Genomic DNA, 22,877 nt, shown 5'->3' on the forward strand with positions numbered 1-22,877 from the left:
CCCATGCCGGGCGCACACAGCAAAAGGGGCCGGACCGTAAGGTCCGGCCCCTTCTCTGAGGCTCGTTACGCGGGCCGGGTGATCAGGATCGCGAGGCCGACAAGGACGACGACCGGGATCAGCCACACCACGACCTCGCCGAGGAACTCCTTGTACATGACCTCGTCCTCCGGGTGACGCGCGAAAAGTGGACCGCATGCAGCATATTCGCTGGCGCGGCCCCATGGAACCGCGTGCCAGGATCGGGCAATGCGGTACATCATCATCGGCGCCGGGGCCATCGGCGGAACGATCGGCGGGCGGCTCTTCCAGAGCGGCCACGACGTCCTCCTCGTGGCCCGGGGCGCCCACTACGAGACCCTGCGCGACAACGGGCTCCGGCTGATCACCCCCGGCGGCGACACCACGATGCCGATCCCCGCCACCGACCGGCCCGTACGGCTCGGCGACGACGACGTGCTCGTCCTCGCGACCAAGACCCAGGACACGGCCGCGGCCCTCGACGCGTGGGCGGGCGCCGAGCACCTGCCCCTCGTGTGCGCGCAGAACGCGGTGGAGAACGAGCGGGTCGCGCTCCGCAGGTTCGGCCGCGTCTACGGCATGTGCCTGTGGCTCCCCGCCCTCCACCTCGAACCGGGAACCGTCGCGTCGTACGGCACGCCCCTGTCCGGCATGCTGCCGGTCGGGCGCTATCCCCAGGGTGTGGACGAGCTGTCCGAGCGGCTCGCCTCCGACCTCGCCGAGAGCTCCTTCTCCAGCTTCGCCGTACCGGACATCATGCGCTGGAAGTACGCCAAGCTGCTCGGCAACCTCGGCAACGCCGTGGAGGCGATGTGCGGCCACGCCGACGGCTGGCAGCCGATCATCCGGCAGGTCTACGCCGAGGGCACCGCCGTGCTGAAGGCCGCCGGCATCCCGTACGCCTCCCGCGAGGAGGAGCAGGCGAAGCGGGGCGACTCGGTCGAGATGGCGGCCATCGACGGCGTCCCGCGGCCCGGCGGCTCCTCGTGGCAAAGCCTCGCCAAGGGCAGCGGATCAATCGAGGCCGACTATCTCAACGGCGAGATCGTGCTGCTCGGCCGCCTCCACGGCGTGCCCACCCCGGCGAACCTCGTCCTCCAGCGGGAGGCCAACCGGTTCGCCCGCGAGCGCCGCGCCCCCGGGTCCCTGGACATCGAAACCCTGGCGGAGCTGATCACGGCTGAAAGCGGTAGCCCATCCCCGGCTCGGTGAGCAGGTGCGCCGGGTGGCCCGGGTCGGCCTCCAGCTTGCGGCGGAGCTGGGCCATGTACTGCCGGAGGTAGTGGCTCTCCTTGAGGTAGGCCGGGCCCCACACCTCGGTGAGGAGCTGCCGCTGGGTGATCAGCTTGCCTGGGTTGCGCAGGAGGATCTCCAGCAGGTGCCATTCGGTGGGCGTCAGCCGTACGCCGCTGGAGACGGTCTTTCGGGACAGGTCCACCTCCAGGTCGCCGAGGCGGACCATGGGCTCCTCCGCCTCGTGGGCCCCCATGCGCCGGGTCACCGCCCGGATGCGGGCCAGCAACTCGTCGACGCCGAACGGCTTGGTCACGTAGTCGTCGGCGCCCGCGTCGAGCGCGTCGACCTTGTCTGCGCTCCCGGCCCGGCCGGACAGCACGATGATCGGCACGCTGGTCCAGCCGCGCAGCCCGTGGATGACGTCGACGCCGTCGATGTCCGGGAGGCCCAGGTCGAGGATCACCAGGTCGGGGTGCCAGTCCGCGGCCTGGCGCAGGGCGGCTCCCCCGTCGGCGGCGACCTCGACCTCGTAGTGACGCGCCGCCAGGTTGATGCGGAGCGCGCGCAGGAGTTGCGGCTCGTCATCGACGACGAGGATGCGGGTCACGAGTTCAAGGTTACGACCCGAGGGTAACCCGGTGATCGGCTAAGGTGCTGTGCGCGATCCCCAGGAGGGCGACATGAGCGAATACGCGGCGACATTTGACCTTATCGACGCCGACAAGGACGGGCGGATCTCCGCCGAGGAGCTGGTGCGGCTGATGGACGTGCTCGGTAAGCCGATCACGGTCGAGGGCGCCCAGGGCGCCATCACCAAGGTCGACACCGACGGGGACGGCCTGATCGACCTGGCCGAGTTCGGCGCCTGGCTTGAGAAGAGCTAAAAGCCGACCTCTTGCACCACCTGTCTGATAGGTCACTATGAGGCGGGAGGCAGCATGGCCACGAAAGCGGACAGGGACCTCTGGTGCGCGGTGCCCACGGGCGTCGCGAAGCTTCTGCGCCCCCGCATGGGCGACGTCGCGGACCGCATGATCCAGGAGATCCAGCGGCGGGTGCCCGAATACGCCCGCCCGGCCGACGAGGTCTACATCAAGGTCCTCCGGCTGTCCGTGGAGGAGGCGCTCCAGGGGTTCCTCGACCGCATCGAGAGCCCGAAGGACCCGTGGGACCCCGAGGTCTTCCGTACGATCGGCCGCGGGGAGGCCGCCGAGGGCCGCGACCTGGAGCCCTTCCAGACCGCCATGCGGCTCGGCGCGCGGGTGGCCTGGCGGCAGCTCACGGAGCAGTCGGGGCAACTCGGCCTCGACCCGCAGAACCTGTACGACCTGGGCGAGGCGATCTTCATTTACCTCGACCAGCTCGCCGACGCGGCGGCCGAGGGGTTCGCCGAGGCGCGGGCGCGCGCCGCCGGCGAGATGGAGCGGCGCCGCCACCGCCTGCTCGACCTGCTGATCAGCCAGCCTCCCGCCTCCCCCGAGGCCATCGCCGACCTGGCGAAGGCGGCCGGGTGGCGGCTGCCCAAGACCGTCGCGGGAGTGGCGCTGGAGGAGCGCGACGGCGGCTACCTCCCCCTGTCGCTGCCCCTGTCGCTGCCCCTGTCACTGCCTCCGGACGTCCTGTCCGGGCTCGACCGGCGGATCCCGTGCCTGGTCGTCCCCGACCCCTCCGGCCCCGGGCAGGCCCGGATGCTGGAGACGGGCCTGCGCGGCCGGCGCGCCGCCGTCGGGCCGCCCGTGCCGCTGGCGGCCGCCGCGACCTCGCTGCGGTGGGCGCGCGAGGCCCTTGAGCTGGGCGAGCGCGGCATCCTCTCCGCGAAGGGAGTGCTGCGCTGCGCCGACCACATGGCCACGCTCGTCGTGTTCCAGGACGAGGAGCTGGTCGCCGCGCTGGCGGAGGCGCGGCTCGCGCCCCTCGCCCATCTGCGGCCGAGCCAGCAGGACCGGCTCGCCGAGACCCTGCTCGCCTGGATCCGCCACGGCCGGGGCGTCGCCGAGGTCGCGGCCCGGCTGCACGTGCATCCGCAGACCGTCCGCTACCGGCTCCGCCAGCTCGAAGAGCTCTACGGCGACCAGCTCGGCGACCCGGACGTCCGGTTCGAGCTGGAGATCGCGCTCCGCGCCCGCGAGGCCCTCACCCGTCAGCCGGGTCAGCCGCCGGACGGGGCGGTCTGACCGCTCGTCCTGAGCCCGCGCGCCGCCGTCCGCTCGTGCAGGCCGAACCTCGCCTCGGGCTCCCGCACGCCGTCGAGAATGTCCGCGACGTGCTCGGCCAGGGCCGGGGCGTGCTTGAAACCGTGCCCTGAGTCGCCGCCGAGCAGCCAGACGCCGTCCGCCGCCTCCGCGATGATCCACTCGGCGTCCTCGGTCAGCGTGTACTGGCAGACCTGGCTGAAGACGACCGGCGCGCCCACGAGCGAGGGGAACCGCCGCCTCAGGTAGTCGCGCGCCAGTTCCTCGCTGCGCGGCAGCACCTGGCGGCTCCCCGTCTCCACGTCGTACGGCTCGCCCTCGGCGTCACTGGTGACCTTCATGCCCATCCCGTCGAGATCGCCGTGGCCGTACGCCGAGAGCTCGTAGTCACAGAACGCGGGCAGCGGCGGCGACGTCCAGTCCCGTGGCACGCCGAAGTGCAGGGTGTCCTGCCGGGTCACCTCGAGCTTCACGTCGAACAGGCCGGGCAGCCACGCCCCGCACGCCCACACGACCCGGTCCGCCGTCAGCACCTCGCCGTCGGCCACCACACCGGTCCCCTTCTCGTACGGCTCGGCCCTGGCGCGGACGAACGTGACGCCGGCGGCGCGGGCGAGCCGCGCGGTCACCTGGGTGGCGCGGCGGGCCCGCAGCACCCCGGCGTTCGGCTCCCAGAGCACGAACGCGAGGTCGTCGCCGCCGAACCCGGGGAAGCGGCGTCCCGCCTCCTCCGGATCGAGCAGCTCATGCGGGATGTCCAGATTTTTCAGGACCTGGGCGCTCACGCTCTCCCAGCCGTCCTGGCGCTGGGCGAACCACATCATCCCGGTCTCGGTGTAGAGCTCCTCGCCGGCCCGCTCGCCGAGCCGCCGCCAGCCCTCCCGCGCCCGCCAGGCCATGCGGGCGTACCAGCCGTCCGAGCCGTGCGAGCAGCGCAGGAGCCGCGTCTCCCCCGCGCTCGCCTGGCGCACGTGACCCGGCGCGTACTGCTCGACGACCGTCACCCGCCAGCCCGTCTCGGCCAGCCTCAGCGCCAGCGACGTCCCCCAGATGCCCGCCCCGACCACGATCACCGACTTCATGCGTCCCATTCTGGCGATAATCGGTTACATGATGGCGGCCGAGTCGGCGCAGACCCTTGAGCGGGGGTTACGGCTCCTGCGGTTGCTGGCGGACGGCCACCGGGGGCGCACGCCCACCGAGCTGGCCCACGAGCTGGGCCTCAGCCGCCCGGCCGTCTACCGGCTGATCACGACGCTGCAGAACGAGGGGTTCGTCCGGCGGGACGCCGACGGGCGGGTCCATCTCGGCTTCGGCGTGCTCGTGCTGGCCCAGGCCGTACAGCCCCTGCTGCGGGCGGCGGCGCTGCCCGCGCTGCGCGCGCTGGCGGAGCGGGCGGGGGCGACGGCGCACCTGACCGTGGCGGAGGGCGACGACGGGCTGGCCGTGGCCGTGGTCGAGCCGTCGTGGACCGACTTCCACGTGGCCTACCGCGAGGGGTCGCGGCATCCGCTGACGCGAGGCGCGGCCGGGCTGGCGGTGCTCGCGCTCCGCTCCGGAGAGGGCCGGCCGTCCCTCCACCAGAGCAGGGACCAGCTCCAGGAGGGCGCCCGCGGCATCGCCGCGCCGATCCGGGGGCTGCCCTGGCTGGAGGCGTCGGTGGGGGTGGTGTCGTTCAGCGACCTCGACGTGGAGTCCGTGGGCCCGCTCGTGCTCGACGCCGCCGAGGAGCTGGCCCTAGCGCTCGCTCACCCGAAACACCCGCAAATCAACCCATAGGCAATGGTTTGACATCCGGGCCCCATTGGCGGATCGTCGTACGTATAGAGGACGCTAGCGTCCGATATTCGGACAGCTCCTCTGGCAGAGATTCGGACATGGAGGGGTCGCCATGCCGTACTACCGCGTCGTCGGCCAGGTGCCGGGCAAGCGCCACGTCCAGTTCCGGCAGCCTGACGGCCGCCTCTACCAGGAGGAACTGATGGGCGAGGAGGGCTTCTCGTCCGACTCGTCGCTCCTCTACCACCGCCACGCCCCGACCGCGATCGTCAAGGCCGAGGCCGTGGACGTGGGCGCTTCCGGGCTCACGCCCAACCTGCCGCTCTCGCCACGCCACTTCCGCACCCAGGACCTGCCGCCGGGCGGCGACCTGGTCTCCGGCCGTTCGCTGCTGGCGGGCAACGCCGACGTCCGGATCTCGTACGCCGCGGCGGACCGCCCCAGCGAGCTCTACCGCGACTCGATGGGCGACGAGTGCGTCTACATCGCCAGTGGCAGGGCCCGCTTCGAGTCGGCCTACGGGGCCATGGACGCCCGCGAGGGAGACTACGTCGTCGTCCCGACGGGGACGATCCACCGCTGGGTGCCGGAAGGCCGGGTGACCGCGCTGGTCATCGAGGCCGCGGGCCACATCCGGCCGCCGAGGCGCTATCTGTCCCAGTACGGCCAGTTCCTGGAGCACGCGCCCTACTGCGAGCGCGACCTGCGCGCGCCCACCGAGCCGCTGCTGTTCGACGGCGAGGAGGTGCAGGTCCTCGTCCGCACGCGAGGGGGGCTCACCCGGCTGACCTACGCCCACCACCCGTTCGACGTGGTCGGCTGGGACGGCTGCCTGTATCCCTACGCCTTCAACATCCACGACTTCGAGCCGATCGTGAAGCGCACCCACGCGCCGCCGCCGGTCCACCAGACCTTCGAGGGGCCCGGGTTCGTGATCTGCTCGTTCTGCCCGCGGCCGCTCGACTTCCACCCGGACGCCGTGCCGATCCCGTACAACCACCACAACGTGGACTCCGACGAGTTCATGTTCTACGTGGGGGGCGACTACACGGCCAGGAAGGGCTCGGGCATCGACGTCGGTTCGATCTCCCTGCACCCGGCGGGCTTCACGCACGGCCCCCAGCCAGGCGCGGTCGAGGCCGCCGTCGAGGCCGTACGGCAGGGCCGCTCGGCCACCAGCGAGATGGCCGTCATGCTCGACACCTTCCGGCCCCTCGACCTCGGCCCGGCGGCCCTGGCCTGCGAGGACCCCGGCTATGCCTGGACGTGGGCCGCCCGGGCCTGATCCCGGATCTGTCCACAGAGTGTGTTCTTGTCGTCACCCATCGCTACTCTGTGGGGATGCGTCACACGGCAGCCCGCACGGCCCTTCTCCTGGTCTGTGTCTTCGGGGCTGTGCTGCCGGGAGCCTGCGCGCGCCTGACGCCGCCCGCGCCCCGCATCACGATGTCCCCGGGCGCCGACGCCATGTCGGCGCCGCCGGACAAGGGCCTCCTGGTGAAGTCCGCGGGCGGCAGGCTGACGAGCGTGCTCGCCTTCGCCGGGCGTGAGCTGGTTCCCGGCTCCTTCGACGCGTCCCACACCTCCTGGCGGTCGGACTGGACGCTGCAGCCGGGCACGGAATACGTGGTCAACGCCGTGGCCGTCAGCCGTGACGGCGTCGCGTCCCAGCTCGCGGGCCGGTTCCGGACCCTACGCCCGCAGCACGCGCTCGGCATCGGGTTCGTCGCGCCGTACGACGGCGAGACCGTCGGGGTCGGCATGCCGATCATCGTGACGTTCACGGGACGCGTCCAGGACCGCGCGGCCGTCGAGCGCGCGCTGGAGGTCCGGGCGGGCGTCCAGGGCGCCTGGCACTGGGTCGGCGACAGCCAGGTGGTCTACCGCACCAGGAAGATGTGGCCGTCGGGGCGGAAGGTCCTCTTCACGGCCCACCTCGCGGGCGTCCGCACCGGTCCCGGCACGTACGGCACGGCCGACCGGACCGTCTCCTTCACCGTCGGCCGCGCGATGGTGAGCACCGTGGACACCCTGACGCACCAGATGGTGGTGAGACAGGACGGCGAGGTCGTCCAGCGCATGCCGATCAGCGCGGGCATGGCCACGACCACGGAATACACCACGACCAGCGGCATCCATCTGACGATGGACAAGGGCAACCCGGTCCGCATGATCTCGCCGGGCCGCGACGAGGGCGACCCCGGATACTACGACGTCATGATCGGCTACGCCGTGCGGATCTCCAACAGCGGCGAGTACGTCCACGCCAAGGACAACATCTGGGCCCAGGGCCGGGCCAACGTGAGCCACGGGTGCGTCAACGCCCGGCCGGACCAGGCGAGGTGGTTCTACGAGCACGCCCTCCGGGGCGATCCGGTCATCGTCACGGGCACCGACCGCACGCTGGAGTGGACCAACGGCTGGGGTTACTGGCAGCTCTCCTGGGCCGGCTGGCTCAAGGGCAGCGCGCTCGCGGATCAGAGTTAACGTGAAAGGAGGAACCCTGACGGATCGGGATCCGTTCATTGCTATGGAGGCGAGGCAATGGACTCGTGGATCGTCTGGCTCATCCTGGCGGCGGCGCTGGGCATCGCCGAGATCTTCACGCTGACCGCCGCGCTCGGGCTCCTGTCCATCGCGGCCCTCCTCACGGCGGGGGTCGCCCTGATCGGGTTCCCGCCCGGCCTCCAGCTCGCCGTCTTCGTCATCGCCTCGGCCGCCGGGCTGCTCGGCGTCCGGCCGATCGCGCGGCGGCACATCACCCAGCCCCCGCTCCAGCGCTTCGGGGTCTCCGCGCTCGTCGGCAAGCCGGCGTACGTCACCAAGGAGGTCACCGGGCGGGAGGGCAGAGTCCGCATCGGGGGCGAGGAGTGGTCGGCGCGGGCCTACGACGAGACCCTCGTCATCCCCGCCGGGTCCACCGTCGACGTCATCCAGATCGAGGGCGCCACCGCCCTCGTCTATCCCAGGGAGTGAGCATGGACGCAGCCCTGATCGCCGGTCTGATCGTCGCACTGATGGCGGTGTTCACGGTGCTGCGAGCCGTCCGCATCGTGCCCCAGGCCAGAGCCGGGAACGTCGAGCGCCTGGGGCGCTACTACCGCACCCTCGGCCCCGGGCTCAACTTCGTCATCCCGTTCGTCGACCGGGTCCGGCCGCTGATCGACCTGCGCGAGCAGGTGGTGTCGTTCAAGCCGCAGCCCGTCATCACCGAGGACAACCTGGTCGTCGACATCGACACGGTCCTCTACTTCCAGGTCACCGACCCGCGAGCCGCGGCGTACGAGATCGCCAACTTCATCCAGGGCGTCGAGCAGCTCACCGTCACCACGCTGCGCAACGTCGTCGGCGGCATGGACCTGGAGAAGACGCTGACCTCCCGCGACACCATCAACAGCCAGCTGCGCGGCGTGCTCGACGATGCGACCGGCAAGTGGGGCATCCGGGTCAACCGGGTGGAGATCAAGGCGATCGACCCGCCGAAGACCATCAAGGAGGCCATGGAGAAGCAGATGCGCGCCGAGCGGGACAAGCGCGCCGCCATCCTCACGGCCGAGGGCCAGCGGCAGTCGAAGATCCTCACCGCCGAGGGCGAGAAGCAGAGCGCGATCCTCCGCGCCGAGGGCGAGCGGACCGCGCTGATCCTCAAGGCCGAGGGCCAGTCGCAGGCGATCGACGAGGTGTTCCAGGCCGTGCACCGCAACGACCCGGACCCGAAGCTGCTCGCCTACCAGTACCTCCAGATGCTTCCCCAGCTCGCGCAGGGGCAGGGCAACACGTTCTGGGTGATCCCGAGCGAGGTCACGTCGGCGCTGCAGGGCGTCTCCAAGGCGTTCACGGAGGCGCTGCCGGTGTCCCCGGCGGTGCGGGAGCGCGAGCCGAGCCGCGCCGGGAGCGAGGCCGTCGCCGAGGCCGAGCGGGCCGCCGCTGAGGCCAAGGCCGAGGCGGAGGACACCCTGACGGCGGGTCCCCGGCAGATCGAGGCCGCCGGCCCCGAGGTGGACCCTCTTCAGCGCGCCGACGTGACCCGATCGACGAAGCGGGCGTAGCGGGCCAGCTCCTCCCCCGCGGGGGCGATGACCAGCTCCTCGCCGACCCGCTCGATGCCGGCCCGCAGGACCTTCGCCGCCTTGCGGGCCCGGCGTCCGCCGCCGATCCAGGCCACCAGCCGGGAGAGCAGCGCAACGATCAGCCCGGCGACCGCGCCGCCGATCAGCAGCACGGTCGGCCAGGGCGCCTGGCCCAGGGTCGGCGTCGGGGGCCTCGGCAGCATGAGGTAGCCGAGGGCGAACAGCGCGAGCAGCCAGAGCGCCCCCACCGCCATCGCCCCGGCGAGCAGCCACTGCAGCGTCCCCGCCATCCGCCACCAGCGGGGCGGCCGGGAGGCCCCAAGGGAGGTCGTGGTCACCGTCCGGTCCAGGGCGTCCGCCAGCTCGCCGGCCCGTGACCGCGCGGCATGCCGTACGGCTGACGCCCAGGGCTCCGGCACGCCCGCCGAGGCCGCCGCCCCGACCTCGCGCAGGGCCGTCTCCACCGCCGGGAGCTGGACGGAGGCCCCGATCGGAAGCTCCGAGCGCACCCGCGTCCGGAGGCGGCGGAGGGGGTCCGGCCTGAGTTTGCGCAGCCACCGCGTCACCGGCCAGCCGGTCGCGGCGACCGCCCGGTGCCGATGGGCCTTCGCGACGGCCTCCACCACCAGCGGCACGGCGACCGCCTGAGAGAGCGCCTTCGACAGCGGCTTCCCCAGGACCCCCGGCATGGCCGGGGCGTTCTCGGGGGCGGGAGCCGTACCGCCAGACGTGGCCAGCAGGGCGTCGGCGGCCGTGCCGGCGTCGGCGGCCAGCCTGGACGCCCACGCGGCGCGGCGGGAGACCTGCCGGTCGAGCGCGGCGCGAAGCTCGGGCAGGCCCTGGCCGGTCTTGGCCGACACGCCGATGACCGGGATGTCGTGCAGGCCGTCAGCCTCCAGCAGCCTGCTCAGGTCGTCGAGGCAGCGCTTGACCGCCCGCTCGGGCAGCCGGTCGATTTGGTTGAGCACGACCAGCATCACGTCCCGGTGACGGGCGAGCGGCTGGAGGTAGCGCTCGTGCACGGCCGCGTCCGCGTACTTCTGCGGGTCGAGCACCCACACCAGCAGATCCACGACGGCGACCAGCCGGTCGACCTCCAGCCGGTGGGACAGCTCGATCGAGTCGTGGTCCGGCAGATCGAGCAGAATCAGTCCCGAGTCCTCCCCCGGGCGCTCGCCGACCGTGTGGCGGAGCGGGATGTCGAGCCAGTCGAGCAGCGGACCCGAGCCGTCGGCGCCCCACAGGGCGGCCTGCGCCTTCGAGGTCGTGGGCCGGGTCACGCCGACCGGGGCCAGCTCGGTCTCCGACAGGGCGTTGAACAGCGACGACTTCCCGCTTCCCGTCGCCCCCGCGAGGGCGACGGCCGTATGGTCGACCGACAGGCTCCGCCGTACCCCCGCGCGTGCGACCACGTCACGGGCCCGATCCACCACCGCCTGGTCCAGCCGCCCCTCCGCGAGGTCGGCCGCCTCCGCCAGCGCCGCCAGCCGGTCGTCCAGCGTCGCCTCGCCCTTCCTGCGCAGGAGCCTCACAGAGCGCCCCTTTCCTGTACGGCTTTCGCCGCGTCCCTGAGGCGGGCGGACGTGTCGTCGGCGGGGCCGAGGCCGTCCAGCAGCGAGGTGAACCGCGACCGCTCATCGCCGATGATCTCGCGGACCCGGCGCCGGAGGTCCTCCCGGGCGCTCTGGGTCAGCGTCCGGACGGCCTGGTCGCCGAAGATGGCCTCCAGCAGCTTCTGGCTCAGCACGCTCGTGCCGCCCGCGATGCCGATCTCGATGCCGGTGATCCCTCCGGTGGAGGCGAACACCGCCAGCATCAGCATCACGCCCAGGCTGTTGACGCCGAACGACGCGGCCCGCGCGACCGTCCGCCTGTCGGTGCCCTCGGACCTGACCAGGTCGAGCACGTAGCCCTGCCACTCCCGCACGGCCGCGCTCGCCCGTGACGGCAGGCCGGAGGAGGCGCGGCCCAGCCGCCCGGTCACCGTGACGCCCGACTGCTCCAGCAGATCACGACCCGCCGGCATGGCGAGCCAGGACTCCACGGCCCGCTCGGCCGCCCCGTCGGCGGCGGCCCGGATCAGCGTCTCCACGCCGCTCTCCAGCGCCACCCGCAGCTCCTTGTCCGGGGCGGGCCGCCCGGTGAACGCGGCGGTGATGCGGTCGCGGAGCCATCCGACGCGGGACTCCAGCGACCGCATCAGGTCTCCCGTGCCGATGAAGTCCTGCCAGCGGGCCAGGACCTCGCCGCGGAGCAGCAGGCCGTCCCGCATGCCCTCGTCGAACGCGGACATCCCCGAGTCATAGGCCTTCTCCACAACGGCGCGCAGCTCCGCGATCCCGGCGCGCTGCCTGTCGACGCGGTCGGCGAGCGCGGGCACCCGCGTCCCCAGGCTGTCAAGCGCGCCGGTGAGCGTCTGCCGCACCACGGCGGCCCGCGCCCGCGCGTCGACCGAGAGCCGGGCGAGCCAGGTCGCGATCGGCTGTACGGCATGCGCGGGCAGCCTCGCATGCTCCGACGGGAGCTCCAGCTCGGGGACGGCGAACAGAGGAGCGTCGCCCAGGCCGTGCTCCCGGAGCAGCCGGGTCAGGTCGGCGGTCACCGGTTCACGCGCCTCCGCGGGCACCCGCTGCAGGATGATCGCGAGAGCCGTGCTGCGCTCCCGGGCGAGCCGCAGGAAGCTCCACGGCACCTCGTCGGCGTAACGGGCCGCCGTCGTGACGAACAGCCACAGATCGGCCGCCGCGAGGAGCTGCGCGGCCAGCTCGCGGTTGGCGGAGACGATCGAGTCGATGTCGGGGGCGTCGAGCAGGGCCAACCCGGCCGGCAACCTGTCGGCGGTCGCGATCCGGAGGGTGCCCGGCTCGCCACGGCCGCCCCCAGTCGGCCCAGTGGTTCCGGGCGGCGTGGTGACCCTGGGCAGCCCCGGAAGGACGCTCGTGGAGGTGAACCAGGCCGCGTCGGCCGGGTTGCACACGAGCGTGGGGGCCAGCGTCGTCGGTCGCAGCACCCCCGGCTCGGTGACGTTCGCTCCGACCAGCGAGTTCACCAGGGTGGACTTGCCCGCGCCGGTCGAGCCGCCGACCACGGCCAGCAGCGGCGCGTCGATGGCGGCCAGCCGGGGCAGGAGATAGTCGTCGAGCTGCCCGCTCAGCTCCTTCAGGGCGCGCCTGTCGGCCGCGACGTCGCCGATCGCGAGAGGGAACAGGTCGTGATCGAGGTGTTGCCGCAGCGTCTTGAGGGCCGCCAGGAGCCCGTCGTTCATACCCCCGACCTTCCCTCAAATCGGCCGCCGATGCCCGGAGAGGGGACTCACTGACGCGGGGCACGGAGGACATAGCCCACACCGCGCAGTGTGTGAATCAGCTTCGGGCCGGTCGTGTCGACCTTACGCCTCAGATAGGACACGTAGGACTCGACGATGTTGCGGTCGCCCGTGAAGTCGTAGCGCCACACGTGGTCGAGGATCTGCGCCTTGGACAGCGCGCGGCCCTCGTTGACCAGGAGGTAGTGGAGCAGCTTGAATTCGGTCGGCGAGAGCCGTACGGGCCTGCCTCCTCGCCACACCTGGTGGGTGGTCTCGTCCATCTCCAGGTCCGCGACCTTCAGCCGGGCGGGAGCGCCGGGCTCGCCGCGCGTCCGGTGGAGCACCGTCCGGATCCTGGCCAGCACCTCCTCCAGGCTGAACGGCTTGGTCACGTAGTCGTCCCCGTGGGAGAGCGCGTCGATCTTGTCTTCGACCGAGTCCCGCGCGGTGAGGAACAGCACGGGGGTCCGGCGTCCGGCAGCATCATGTCGAGCACGATCAGGTCGGGTCGCATCCGCTCGGCGACCTCCAGGGCCTCCTGGCCGTCCGACGCGGTCACCACGTGGAATCCGGCGTACCGCAGGCTCGCCGAGAGCAGCTCCCTGATGTTCGCCTCGTCGTCCACGACGAGGACCGAGGCAAGGTCCACGGCGACGATCATGCTGCCCTGGTCACTGATCGCGACGAGTCGTGCCCGCCAGAGCCCGTCACCCGACAGGGCGGCGACCGTCTGCGGGACTTGTGACGTGACGGCATCGGGACCGGGCCGGCTCTCGACGGCCATCCCCGACTGGAGCAGGATCGTCCTTCCGTCACGGTCGCGGATCTCCACACGGCCCTCCGGCGGGACCCTCAGGTAGCTGAAGGCCGCCGGTCCGCGGTGCAGTCGCTTGACCACGTCGGCGGTCACCAGGCCGAGCTGCATGTCCACCCGGCTGACCAGGTAGTCGCGGAGCACCGACACGCTGGCCACTCCGATGACGGCCAGGGCGACGGCGACCAGCGCCAGCATGGCCGCGCTGAGCCTGATCCGCAGTGGCGTCCGCCCCGACACGGGCGTCAGGCGCTGGTCGGCGGTATTCGCATGACGTACCCGACGCCGCGCAGGGTGTGGATCAGCCGCGGGTGGGCGTTGTCGAGCTTGCGCCGCAGCACGGAGACGTAGGACTCGACGATTCCGGCATCGCCGCGGAAGTCGTAGTCCCACACGTGGTCGAGGATCTGCGCCTTGGAGAGCACCCGCCCGGCGTTGGCCATGAAGTATCTCAGCAGCTTGAACTCCGTCGGCGACAGCGATACGGCGGAGCCCGCGCGCCACACCTCGTGGGAGTCCTCGTCCAGCTCGATGTCGGCGAAGGTCAGCCGGGGAGCGACAGCCATCGGGTCGCCACTCGTACGGCGGAGCACGGCCCTGATCCGGGCGACCACCTCTTCGAGGCTGAACGGCTTCGTCACGTAGTCGTCGCCTCCGAGGGTCAGGCCGCGGACCTTGTCCTCTGTCGCGTCCCTCGCGGTGAGGAAGACCACAGGGGTGTGGGTGCCGCCACCGCGCAGCCTGCGCACGATGTCGAAGCCGTCCATGTCGGGCAGCATGACATCGAGGACGATCAGGTCCGGCCGGTGGCGCTGGGCCGCCGTGACCGCCGCGTTTCCGCTGGAGGCGGTGTCCACGTCGAATCCCGCGAACCGGAGGCTCGCGGCCAGCAGTTCCAGAATGTTCGGTTCGTCCTCGACGATGAGCAGCCGGGCTTTCGGAGATGCGTTGACCATGGCAGGTAGCACTCTAGAACGTCCCTGGTAAGCGAACCGTTAACGCGATATGCCGGGCAATCGCCAGACTGGAGGTCGCGGCGGGCGACGGGGCGTTCCTGACCAGGACGATCGGCCCGTGCGCGTCGATCGCGAAGTCGTCGAGCAGCCGCCCGTCCCTGGCCACCGCCTGTGCCCGCACACCTCCCTCCGTCCTGACGATGTCTTTGGCGGTCAGCGCGGGCACGTAGCGCCGCGCCGCCGACAGGAAGGCCCTGCGCGCCAGCGAGCCGTACACCTCCTTGACACCGGTCCGCCAGTGCGTCGCCGCCATCCGGCGGGTGCCCGGCCAGGTGAGGATCTGGCGCAGGTCCCTGAGTGAGATCTCGCGCCACGAGTAGCCCTCCAGTGCCAGGGCCAACACCGCGTTCGGCCCGACCAGCACCTCCCCGTCGATCCGGCGGGTCAGGTGGACGCCGAGGAACGGGTAGCGGGGGTCCGGCACCGGGTAGATCAGCCCCCGGACCATGCCCTTCGCCGTTTCGGTCAGCCGGTAGTACTCACCCCTGAAGGGGACTATCCGCACATCACCGCCCGCCTTGGCCATGGCGGCCACCCGGTCGGTCCCGAGCCCCGCGCAGGAGATCACCCGGTCGAACCTGAACCGGGCAGTCCCCGCCAGCACCTCCACACCCCCCGGCGTCTCCCGCAGTGCCCGGACCGGGTGCGAGAGCCGTACCGACCCGCCCGTTTCCTCCACGTCGGCGGCGAAGCGGCGCGCTACGGCGCGGAAGTCGGTGATAGCTGTGTGCGGCGAGTGAACCGCCCCCACGCCGACCGCGTCCGGTTCGATCTCCCGCAGGCCGAGCGCGTCGAGCTCGGCGATGCCCGGCACCCCGTTCTCCCTGGCCCGGTCGGCGATCCGGCGCAGCCCGTCCCGCTCCGCGCGGGTCGAGGCGATGACCAGCTTGCCGACCTCCTCATAGGGCAGCCGGTGCTCGGAGCAGTACTCCCTCAGCATCGCCATGCCGTCCCGGCAGAGCGTCGCCTTGAGCGAACCGGGCGTGTAGTAGATCCCGGCGTGGACCACGCCGCTGTTGTGCCCGGTCTGGTGGGCCGCGACCTCGGCCTCCTTGTCGAGCACGGTCACCTCGGCGCCCGTACGCGCCATCTCCCGGGCCACCGCCAGACCCAGGATCCCCGCGCCGATGATCCCGATCTTCATGTCAGTACGGCGGACAGGCGGTCAAGTGTGGGCACCATGTCCGCCATTGTCTCGCAGTCGTAGATTTCCACGACGCGTCAATTCCCCCAGGTATCAGAAGGGCGGGATGTCCGTTTCCGGGTCTGCACGACAGTCGCCGGGCAAAGACCGTTCACCCGACGGCCGTTCACCGACCGAAGGGGCCTCACCGGGCGGAGCCTGTTCTTTATTCGGAGGGTCGTTGCCGGGCTGAGGCCGTGATTCCATCCACAGCGGGCCGTATTCCCAGGTGGAGGGCAGTGGAAGGTCGTTTTCCGACACGGTCTCCGAAGTGGCCGGGATGGCCTGGGTGATCGGTTCGGGGAGGGGTTCGGTGATGGGTGGTGGTGTGACCGGGTAGTGGTGGCCGGTGCGGCTGATCCAGGTGAGGTGGCCGGGTTGGGTTGGATGACGCGCCAGCCGTGGTCGCGGAGGTCGTGGTCGTGTGCGCAGGCGGCGCCGAGGTTGGCGTCGGTGGTCGGTCCGCCGTGGCCGTGCTGGTGGGTGTGGTCCAGCTCTGATCGGCTGGCGGGGGCGCGGCAGCCGGGGTAGGTGCAGACGCGGTCGCGTCCCCCGTCCCGCGTGCCATCGGAGGCGTCGATGCTGTCCGCACTCCAGCCAGTCATGAAAAACAGAGCGCGGGCTTTATCGATGACCCCCACCGCAAGGGCCCGGTGGACGGCGGGAAGGCGGGTCGACAGATCATAAGCGAAAACGTATTCACGCTCGGCGGCGCGGCGGGTCAACACCAGCGCGGCCCGGATCTCATCGGCGGAGTATTTGTCCGGGCGCGGCATTTTCTTCATATCGCACGGGGACGGCTCATACAGGCCGACTTCGGCCATGACGGCGGCTTTGCGGGCTTGGACGTGCGCTTCGAGCCGGGCGTAGGCTTGCAGCACCAGCACCGCGTCGTAGCCGCTCAACCGGGCGACATCCAACCCGTCCAGGACGGCGGCCAGCCCAGGACCGGGCGCCATCCGCGCCAGCCCTTCGGGGATTCGCTGCCGTTCGACAATCACACGGTAAAACTACCAACCACCACCGACAAAAACGCCCCGCGATAACGCCGCCAATTCCCGTCAATCGCCGCCAATTTGGCGGCCGATCAGAGAATCGCCTGCCGTACCAAATTGGCCTTAGCCCTCCCAAAAGACATATGTTTGCTATTTCCCCCGCAGCACCTCGCCTTGCAGCGACTCCCTCCCGCAGCGCCTGCGCCGCGGCGGCGACCCGGCGCTCCTTCTTGGAAGAAAACGAGTCGCCTCCGACGGACCAGTCACCCACAGCATGCGACACGGATAGACATGGCCGCAGAGAGACCAGGAGATCGAACTTCTGTTCGGTATGGTGATATCTGTGTACATGCCACCGGGATGGCCGTCGGAGGTCCGGCCGCCGGGTAGCCCTGACTGGGAGACCTCGGCCGTGGCATGGTTGCTCGACGCCGTGCCGCCGGACTACCGCGCCTACGAGGTGCTGCGCCGTCACCCGCTCGCGCTGGCCCGGATGGCGAGGCAGCATGTCCAGGCGTCGATCGAGGCGGCTCGGGACGGCTACCGCGGAGCCGCCGTCGACCTTAAAGAACACCTCCCTCCCCATGCCATCGAAGCCGTCCTGGAGACCTACCGTCGCGAAGGTCCCCGTCTCGTAGGGCTCGGCAAGTCGATCGAGTTGGTCGAGCGCGCCCTGCGTGGCGAGCATTTCGTCGAGAGGCTCTGACTGCGTGACTAGTGGAGAGCTCGGATACCGTCCCGGATCCGGCGAATGTCCTTCAGGCGGGCTTCGTAGGTAGCCCCGACGAGGAGCAGCACCAGGCCGCCCGCCGCCATCGGCACCCACCGTGGCACAGCCGTCACAAGCTGGGTGATCCAGGGCGCGAGTTCGTGTACGGCAACGGCGGCGAGTGTGAACCCACCGAGCACGGCGGGCGCCTGAAGCCGGAATCTCCCACCTGCCAGCAGGATCGCGAGAGAAGCCAGCCCGAGCGTCAAGGGGCGGATCCAGCCTTCCGGCTGGGCGTAGACCACCAGGAGGCTCGGCCCCAAGGAGAACGCGAGGCCAGAGCCGTAGGACAGCCACGACGACTCTCGCGCCCGCAACCAGCCGATCACCAGCAGCACGAGAGAGAACGGCACCGTGTAGGCCTCTACGACGTCGACCCCGTCCGCGAAGAGACGGGTCCAACTGGCCGACAGCAGGAAGCCGGTGCCGACATACCCGGCCACTCGCCGGTCCTTCAGCAGTGCCGTACCAAGACCGAGGACGCCGGCCACGGCACAGGCGAGGCTGAACATCCGCAGGTCGGGGACGAGAAGCAATCCGGCCAACCCGAGCACATATCCCGAGATCTCCACGGCAACCCGTGGACCCGTCTTGAGCAACGGCGCGACGACTCCGGCCACGCAGGCCACTCCAAGGAGGACGAAGGTGACGAATCGCGAGTCGAGGTCGGCGGCGAGCCACGCTGCGACCGCCTCGCTGCCGGCGAGCAACGTGGCCGTCGCAGCCGAGCCGGTGCGTACGACCGTCGCCGCCGAGCCGGTGCGTACGGCGGCCGGCATCAGGGCGGCCAAGGCGGTCACGGCGGCCGTCACAGCGAGGACGCCGAGCACGATCAGGGTCGCCGGCTCTGACACGAGGGCCCACGCGCACGCTTCCATCGCCGCCGCGAGCGCGAGAACGCCCACCGCGGCGGCCCTCGCGCTTACGGTGGCCCTCGTCGAGATCGCGGCGAGAGAGGCTGCCAGCACGAGCTGTACGGCAATCGCCGCGGCATAGGGCAGGTTCAGCGCGACTGGACAGACGGCCACGGTCACCACGCCCAGGGCGAATGCGACCGCGAGCAGCACCTTCCGCCATTGGACCGGCTGATCGGCCTGGTCCGGCTTGCCGTCCTGCCGTTCCACTGGCTGTCCGGGAAGAGGTAACAGCGTCACGACGGCGCAGGCGAGCGCGAACACCGCCAGCACGACCAGCTCGGGTCCGGCGACCACCCACTCGGCGGCCGTGCCCGCCGGGTCCATCCCGCCAGCGCCCATCCCTTTGGCGAGCATGACATCGCGAATGCCGCCGGTCCTAATGCCTTCCCAGACCCCCAGGTAACGCAGAGGCCCGACGAGGGCGTTCATCACCGGCGCCAGCACCGGCATCGCGGTCAGGCCCGCCGTGATCACAGCCGTTGTCGCCACTGCGCTGGCGACGGCCCGGAAAGCGGAACCCGCACGAGGCACGCCAGCCGAAGCCGTACCGGAAACGGGGGTACCCAGACCGGACGCTGCGCAGGAGGCGAGGACGGCCAACACCGCGACGACCAGGGCGGCGGCAGGCCCGGGAACGCCCGTCCAGCGGCTTTCCAAGACCACGCGCACAGGAGGAGCCAGCGCCGCGATCAGTGTGACCGAGGACGCCGCCGCGAGTGCCGGCGACCAGGGCTTGGCCGCTCGGACGGCGATGAAGAGCGCGAGGGCCACGGCGACGACCAGTACGCCGCAGACTTTCAGCGCACCCGGCAAATCGTGCGTCTCCAGGGACTCCAGCACTCCGGCCGCCGCTCCGAGCGACCAGACGATGCCGAAGCAGATGGCGAGCGTCGTCCGTCGCCAGAGGACCCAGGCCGCCGCGTCGGCGGCGGCGGTGGCGATCAACGCCCAGAGCAGCCAGAGGACATGCCGATCAAAGGCCAAGACCGTCAGGGGAAACTGCGCCAGCACGATCGCCACCGGGACGGGCAGCCTGAGCCGGCTGAACCGCCCGTACGCCCCGGACGACACGGCGACGACGGCGATCAGCCCGGCCGTATAGTTCTGAGGATCTATGCCGTCGAGTCCGGCCACGCCGACCTGCCAGGCCGCATACCCGTCAAGGAACAGCAGAGCCAGGCCCAGCATGGACAGGGTCTCGGCGGTGGCGGCGAGACCGCGCGTACGCAAGAAGACCGGAGCGGCAAGGACAAGAGTGGTGAATCCGAGCAGGATCGCCGCGCGACCTCCGATGCCGAGGTGTCCCCAGCTCACCACCGTGAAGACGATCGCCGCCACGACGAGCAGGGTCCCGCCGAGCCCCAGCAGCAGGTTCTGTACGGCTTTCGCGGAAATGTCCTTCGGCCGCTCCTGAACCGGGATCGGGGCCGCCGGGAGTGCGCTCTCCCCTGGGGGCGGTGGCGATGCCGTCTCCGCGCGAGCGGCCCGCAGTGTGGCGAGAAGCTCCTCCCGCCTCGCGAGGAGTTGCGCCTCCCGCGTCCTGAGGTCGGCGAGCGCCACGTCCACCTGCCACAACTCGGCGGCCACGGGCCCGCCCAGCGGCAGGGCGCAGGCCGGGCAGGCGGCGCCCGGACCGATCGGACCGGTCAGCGGTTCGCCGCAATCCGGACACCGGGGGGAACCCTCGAATCGCATGCCAGAACGATCTCGCAGTCTGATCATCGTCGCCATGCGTCGAGCTACTTAGTTACTCATAAGTACGTGCTTCACCACTCCTTCCCAACGCGAGATCGCCGGATGTGGCGGTCTCACCCCACGGTGATTTCCGCACAAATCGGGCATAAGGCCCAATGGGTCAATCGATCGGAGGTGCACTGATGATCGGAGAGGGAGCCAGCAAGAAGGCTCGGGATGTCATGCATCAAGGGGCCGAGTGCATAGGAGAGCACGACACCCTCCGCAGAGCGGCGCAAATGATGCGCGATCTGAATGTCGGCTCGTTGCCGATCTGCGGAGACGACGACCGTCTCAAGGGGATCATCACCGACCGCGACATCGTGGTGAAGTGCCTGGCCGAAGGCGGGGACGTCAACCAGGCCACGGCGGGCGAGCTCGCCCGGGGGCTGGTGTGGGTGGACGCCGACACCAGCGTCGAGGAAGCGCTGGTCAAGATGGAGGAGAACCAGATCAAGCGAATGCCCGTGATCGAGAATCACCGCATCGTCGGAATGATCAGTGAGGCCGACCTGGCCAAGGAACTGCCCGACAGCAAGCTGGCCGAGTTCGTCCACCGCGTGTACGCGCGGGCCTGACAGCCAAGACGGACGGCGAGAGCCGCGAGACCGGCTCAGCGGGCGGTTCGCGAGGCGATGGAAGGATCAGCGGGCGGTTCGCCAGGCGATGAAGGAGATGATGCCGATCGCCCCCACCGCGACCCCGACCCATAAGGCGATCATCGAAACCGGAAGGCCGTCATCGGCCTCCCGCGACGCCGCGGCCGGATGGGGGGTGGTGCCGGGCTTCGCCGTACGTGACACGGAGTTCCCGGGGGGTTGCGCGGACTCGGCGGCGGCCGAGGGGGACGGATGGGCGCGGGCCTCGGCGTGGAGGGGCACCTCGTAGACGGGGCTGCCCGCGCCCTCCGAGCCGGTGAGCAGGGCCTTTCCATCGCGCGTGTAGGCAATCGACTCGGCCTGGTTCAAAGCGGGCATGGTGACGTGCGCGATCACCTGGCCGGGCGAGCGGTAGACCGTCGCCGAGAAGTACGTGCGGATCACGAAGCTTGACCCGTCCGGAGCGTAGGCGGCGTCGGTGGCCATGATGGGGGCCGGGCCGACACGGCGGAGGACGTTCACCCTGTCAGCACTGAGTTTCGCCGGCGCCCTGTAGACGGACCCGGAGAACTCCTTGCTCACGATGTAGACCCTGCCGGTGCGCGGATCCACCATCATCCCCTCGGCGTTGCGGGCGCCGTTCTCGTAGCGGAAGCGGTAGCGCGTCGCCGGGAGAGTCGCGCTGGCGATGGTCCGGGGCTCCATGATCTTGTATACCGAGACGTCGGACCACGCGCCTTCGAGGTTGTCGCCGATGTCGGCGATCCACAGGACGCCGCGGCCCGTCTGCGGATCGACGGAGGACGCCATGGCCTCCCAGTCCCGCGCCACGGCTCCGGCGACCGTGAAGGTCGCGCGCGTGCGGCCGTCGAGGCCGACGGCGAAGAACCGCGGTCCGTCGCCACTGTCGTTGTGCGTGTAGACGATGCCGTCGTGGGTCGGAGAGACCGTGAGGCCGCTGGACTCGGTGATCCGCTTGTCCTTGAACGTGAAGAGCACCCGGTCGCCATCGGCTCGCGCGCTCGCCGGTGCCAAAGGGGCGAACGGGACCCAGAAAACCGACGCGACGGCCAGCAAGGACACCGTCAGCCAGGACACTCGCCTCACCGGTACCGCTTTCGCTCTTGAATTCCCCCACGAGGTCCCCATGCGGCAATCATTCCCGATGCCCGCCCCCCGCGCGCTGCGGCGCACACTGAGGAACTCCACCCGAAGCCCCGTCACGGACCCTCGTTCCATAGGGTGGCGGTATGGAATATGGACAACTTGGCCGCACGGGCCTCCAGGTCAGCAAGCTCTGCCTCGGCACGATGAACTTCGGGCCGGTGACCACCGAGGAGGACTCCTACGCGATCATGGATCGCGCCCACGAGCTCGGGATCAACTTCTTCGACACCGCCAACGTCTACGGCTGGGACGCGGGCAAGGGGCTCACCGAGCAGATCATCGGCCGTTGGTTCGCCAAGGGCGGCGGCCGCCGGGAGAAGACGGTCATCGCCACCAAGCTGTACGGCTCGATGGGCGACTGGCCGAACGACAACCTGCTGTCCGCGCTCAACATCAGGCGGGCCGCGGACGCCTCGCTGAAGCGCCTCCAGACCGACTACATCGACATCTACCAGGCCCACCACGTCGACCGGAACACCCCGTTCGACGAGTTCTGGGAGGCCATGGAGGTGCTCAGGCAGCAGGGCAAGATCCTGTACGTCGGCTCCTCGAACTTCGCCGGCTGGCACCTCGTCAAGGCCCAGGAGGCGGCCAAGCGGCGCAACTTCCTCGGCCTGGTCAGCGAGCAGTCGCACTACAACCTGCTCACCCGGACGGTCGAGCTGGAGGTGCTGCCCGCGGCCGAGGACTACGGCATCGGCGTGATCCCGTGGAGCCCCCTGGCGAGCGGCCTGCTCGGCGGCGTGCTCAGGAAGATCGAGAAGGGTCGCTCGGCCTCCAACCACATGGTGGCCCGGCTGGAGAAGCACCGCGACAAGATCGAGCAGTACGAGGCCTTCTGCGACGAGCTGGGCGAGGATCCGGCCAACGTCGGCCTCGCCTGGCTGCTCCACCAGCGGGCCGTCACCGCGCCGATCATTGGGCCGCGCACGATCGAGCAGCTCGACGGCGCGATCCGCGTCCTGGAGATCAAGCTGGACGAGAAGGCGCTCGCCCGTCTCGACGAGATCTTCCCGGGTCCCGGAGGCACCGCCCCCGAGGCGTACGCCTGGTAGCCGTCACCTCAGCAGCGCGCCGA

At 70.7% G+C, this 22,877-nt stretch carries 20 protein-coding genes and 1 pseudogene; 12 read left to right on the plus strand and 9 right to left on the minus strand.

The window, feature by feature from the left end:
* Positions 1–249: 249 nt before the first annotated feature.
* The gene (locus ABH927_RS22460) at positions 250–1,233 is read left to right on the plus strand and encodes a ketopantoate reductase family protein (protein ID WP_370024232.1); all 984 of its coding nucleotides are present in this window, start codon (positions 250–252) and stop codon (positions 1,231–1,233) included.
* On the opposite strand, the gene ABH927_RS22465 is transcribed toward ABH927_RS22460, so the two are convergent.
* Positions 1,196–1,864: a response regulator gene (locus tag ABH927_RS22465; RefSeq protein ID WP_370024233.1), complete on the minus strand. Its 669-nt coding sequence runs from the start codon at positions 1,862–1,864 to the stop codon at positions 1,196–1,198. The genes ABH927_RS22460 and ABH927_RS22465 overlap by 38 nt on opposite strands.
* Positions 1,865–1,937: 73 nt before the next feature.
* Between ABH927_RS22465 and ABH927_RS22470 the strand changes: the two genes are divergently transcribed.
* Positions 1,938–2,141, plus strand: coding sequence for an EF-hand domain-containing protein (locus ABH927_RS22470; protein ID WP_370024234.1), 204 nt, complete (start codon positions 1,938–1,940; stop codon positions 2,139–2,141).
* 54 nt (positions 2,142–2,195) lie between these two features.
* Positions 2,196–3,431: a PucR family transcriptional regulator gene (locus tag ABH927_RS22475; protein WP_370024235.1), complete on the plus strand. Its 1,236-nt coding sequence runs from the start codon at positions 2,196–2,198 to the stop codon at positions 3,429–3,431.
* Here the strand turns inward: ABH927_RS22475 and ABH927_RS22480 are convergent.
* The gene (locus ABH927_RS22480) at positions 3,407–4,531 is read right to left on the minus strand and encodes an NAD(P)/FAD-dependent oxidoreductase (RefSeq protein ID WP_370024236.1); all 1,125 of its coding nucleotides are present in this window, start codon (positions 4,529–4,531) and stop codon (positions 3,407–3,409) included. The genes ABH927_RS22475 and ABH927_RS22480 overlap by 25 nt on opposite strands.
* Here ABH927_RS22480 and ABH927_RS22485 point away from each other — a divergent pair.
* The 5 genes from ABH927_RS22485 to ABH927_RS22505 all read left to right on the plus strand — a co-directional run bounded on the left by ABH927_RS22485 (position 4,530) and on the right by ABH927_RS22505 (position 9,277).
* Positions 4,530–5,228 (plus strand): helix-turn-helix domain-containing protein, encoded by a 699-nt coding sequence (locus ABH927_RS22485; protein ID WP_370024237.1) that lies wholly within the window; start codon positions 4,530–4,532, stop codon positions 5,226–5,228. The two genes, ABH927_RS22480 and ABH927_RS22485, sit on opposite strands and share 2 nt — an antisense overlap.
* Before the next feature lie 112 nt (positions 5,229–5,340).
* Complete coding sequence (locus ABH927_RS22490) at positions 5,341–6,513, plus strand: homogentisate 1,2-dioxygenase (protein WP_370024238.1); 1,173 nt, start codon at positions 5,341–5,343, stop codon at positions 6,511–6,513.
* Positions 6,514–6,569: 56 nt separating this feature from the next.
* The gene (locus tag ABH927_RS22495; RefSeq protein ID WP_370024239.1) at positions 6,570–7,715 is read left to right on the plus strand and encodes an Ig-like domain-containing protein; all 1,146 of its coding nucleotides are present in this window, start codon (positions 6,570–6,572) and stop codon (positions 7,713–7,715) included.
* Positions 7,716–7,772: 57 nt separating this feature from the next.
* Positions 7,773–8,204, plus strand: a complete 432-nt coding sequence (locus ABH927_RS22500) for an NfeD family protein (protein ID WP_370024240.1) — start codon at positions 7,773–7,775, stop codon at positions 8,202–8,204.
* Between the two features lie 2 nt (positions 8,205–8,206).
* A complete protein-coding gene (locus tag ABH927_RS22505) occupies positions 8,207–9,277 on the plus strand; it encodes an SPFH domain-containing protein (RefSeq protein ID WP_370024241.1) in 1,071 nt (356 codons plus the stop codon).
* Here the strand turns inward: ABH927_RS22505 and ABH927_RS22510 are convergent.
* From ABH927_RS22510 to lhgO, 5 genes and pseudogenes are all read right to left on the minus strand, one after another.
* Positions 9,238–10,830, minus strand: a complete 1,593-nt coding sequence (locus ABH927_RS22510; RefSeq protein WP_370024242.1) for a YfjP family GTPase — start codon at positions 10,828–10,830, stop codon at positions 9,238–9,240. The two genes, ABH927_RS22505 and ABH927_RS22510, sit on opposite strands and share 40 nt — an antisense overlap.
* A complete protein-coding gene (locus tag ABH927_RS22515; RefSeq protein WP_370024243.1) occupies positions 10,827–12,563 on the minus strand; it encodes an ABC transporter in 1,737 nt (578 codons plus the stop codon). The genes ABH927_RS22510 and ABH927_RS22515 overlap by 4 nt, the downstream gene beginning before the upstream one ends.
* 47 nt (positions 12,564–12,610) lie before the next feature.
* Positions 12,611–13,266, minus strand: a pseudogene (locus ABH927_RS22520) (response regulator transcription factor).
* A 398-nt stretch (positions 13,267–13,664) separates the two neighbouring features.
* On the minus strand, positions 13,665–14,375 hold the full coding sequence (locus ABH927_RS22525; protein WP_261586259.1) for a response regulator transcription factor: 711 nt from the start codon (positions 14,373–14,375) through the stop codon (positions 13,665–13,667).
* Between the two features lie 13 nt (positions 14,376–14,388).
* Positions 14,389–15,579 carry an L-2-hydroxyglutarate oxidase gene (lhgO, locus tag ABH927_RS22530; RefSeq protein WP_370024244.1) on the minus strand — a complete coding sequence of 397 codons (1,191 nt, stop codon included), beginning with the start codon at positions 15,577–15,579 and terminating at the stop codon, positions 14,389–14,391.
* Between the two features lie 692 nt (positions 15,580–16,271).
* Between lhgO and ABH927_RS22535 the strand changes: the two genes are divergently transcribed.
* Entirely contained in the window at positions 16,272–16,664 is a 393-nt protein-coding gene (locus ABH927_RS22535) for a hypothetical protein (RefSeq protein ID WP_370024245.1), read from the plus strand.
* Between the two features lie 298 nt (positions 16,665–16,962).
* Positions 16,963–17,319 (plus strand): hypothetical protein, encoded by a 357-nt coding sequence (locus ABH927_RS22540; RefSeq protein ID WP_370024290.1) that lies wholly within the window; start codon positions 16,963–16,965, stop codon positions 17,317–17,319.
* Positions 17,320–17,327: 8 nt separating this feature from the next.
* On the opposite strand, the gene ABH927_RS22545 is transcribed toward ABH927_RS22540, so the two are convergent.
* Entirely contained in the window at positions 17,328–19,994 is a 2,667-nt protein-coding gene (locus ABH927_RS22545; protein ID WP_370024246.1) for an SCO7613 C-terminal domain-containing membrane protein, read from the minus strand.
* Between the two features lie 221 nt (positions 19,995–20,215).
* Here ABH927_RS22545 and ABH927_RS22550 point away from each other — a divergent pair, with 221 nt between their 5' ends.
* A complete protein-coding gene (locus ABH927_RS22550; RefSeq protein ID WP_370024291.1) occupies positions 20,216–20,611 on the plus strand; it encodes a CBS domain-containing protein in 396 nt (131 codons plus the stop codon).
* Positions 20,612–20,677: 66 nt separating this feature from the next.
* On the opposite strand, the gene ABH927_RS22555 is transcribed toward ABH927_RS22550, so the two are convergent.
* A complete protein-coding gene (locus ABH927_RS22555) occupies positions 20,678–21,730 on the minus strand; it encodes a hypothetical protein (RefSeq protein ID WP_370024247.1) in 1,053 nt (350 codons plus the stop codon).
* 152 nt (positions 21,731–21,882) lie between these two features.
* Here ABH927_RS22555 and ABH927_RS22560 point away from each other — a divergent pair, with 152 nt between their 5' ends.
* Positions 21,883–22,854, plus strand: a complete 972-nt coding sequence (locus ABH927_RS22560; protein ID WP_370024248.1) for an aldo/keto reductase — start codon at positions 21,883–21,885, stop codon at positions 22,852–22,854.
* The last annotated feature ends 23 nt before the right edge of the window (positions 22,855–22,877 follow it).

The sequence above is a fragment of the Planotetraspora sp. GP83 genome (genome assembly GCF_041262585.1).
Lineage (GTDB): Bacteria > Actinomycetota > Actinomycetes > Streptosporangiales > Streptosporangiaceae > JAOEGB01.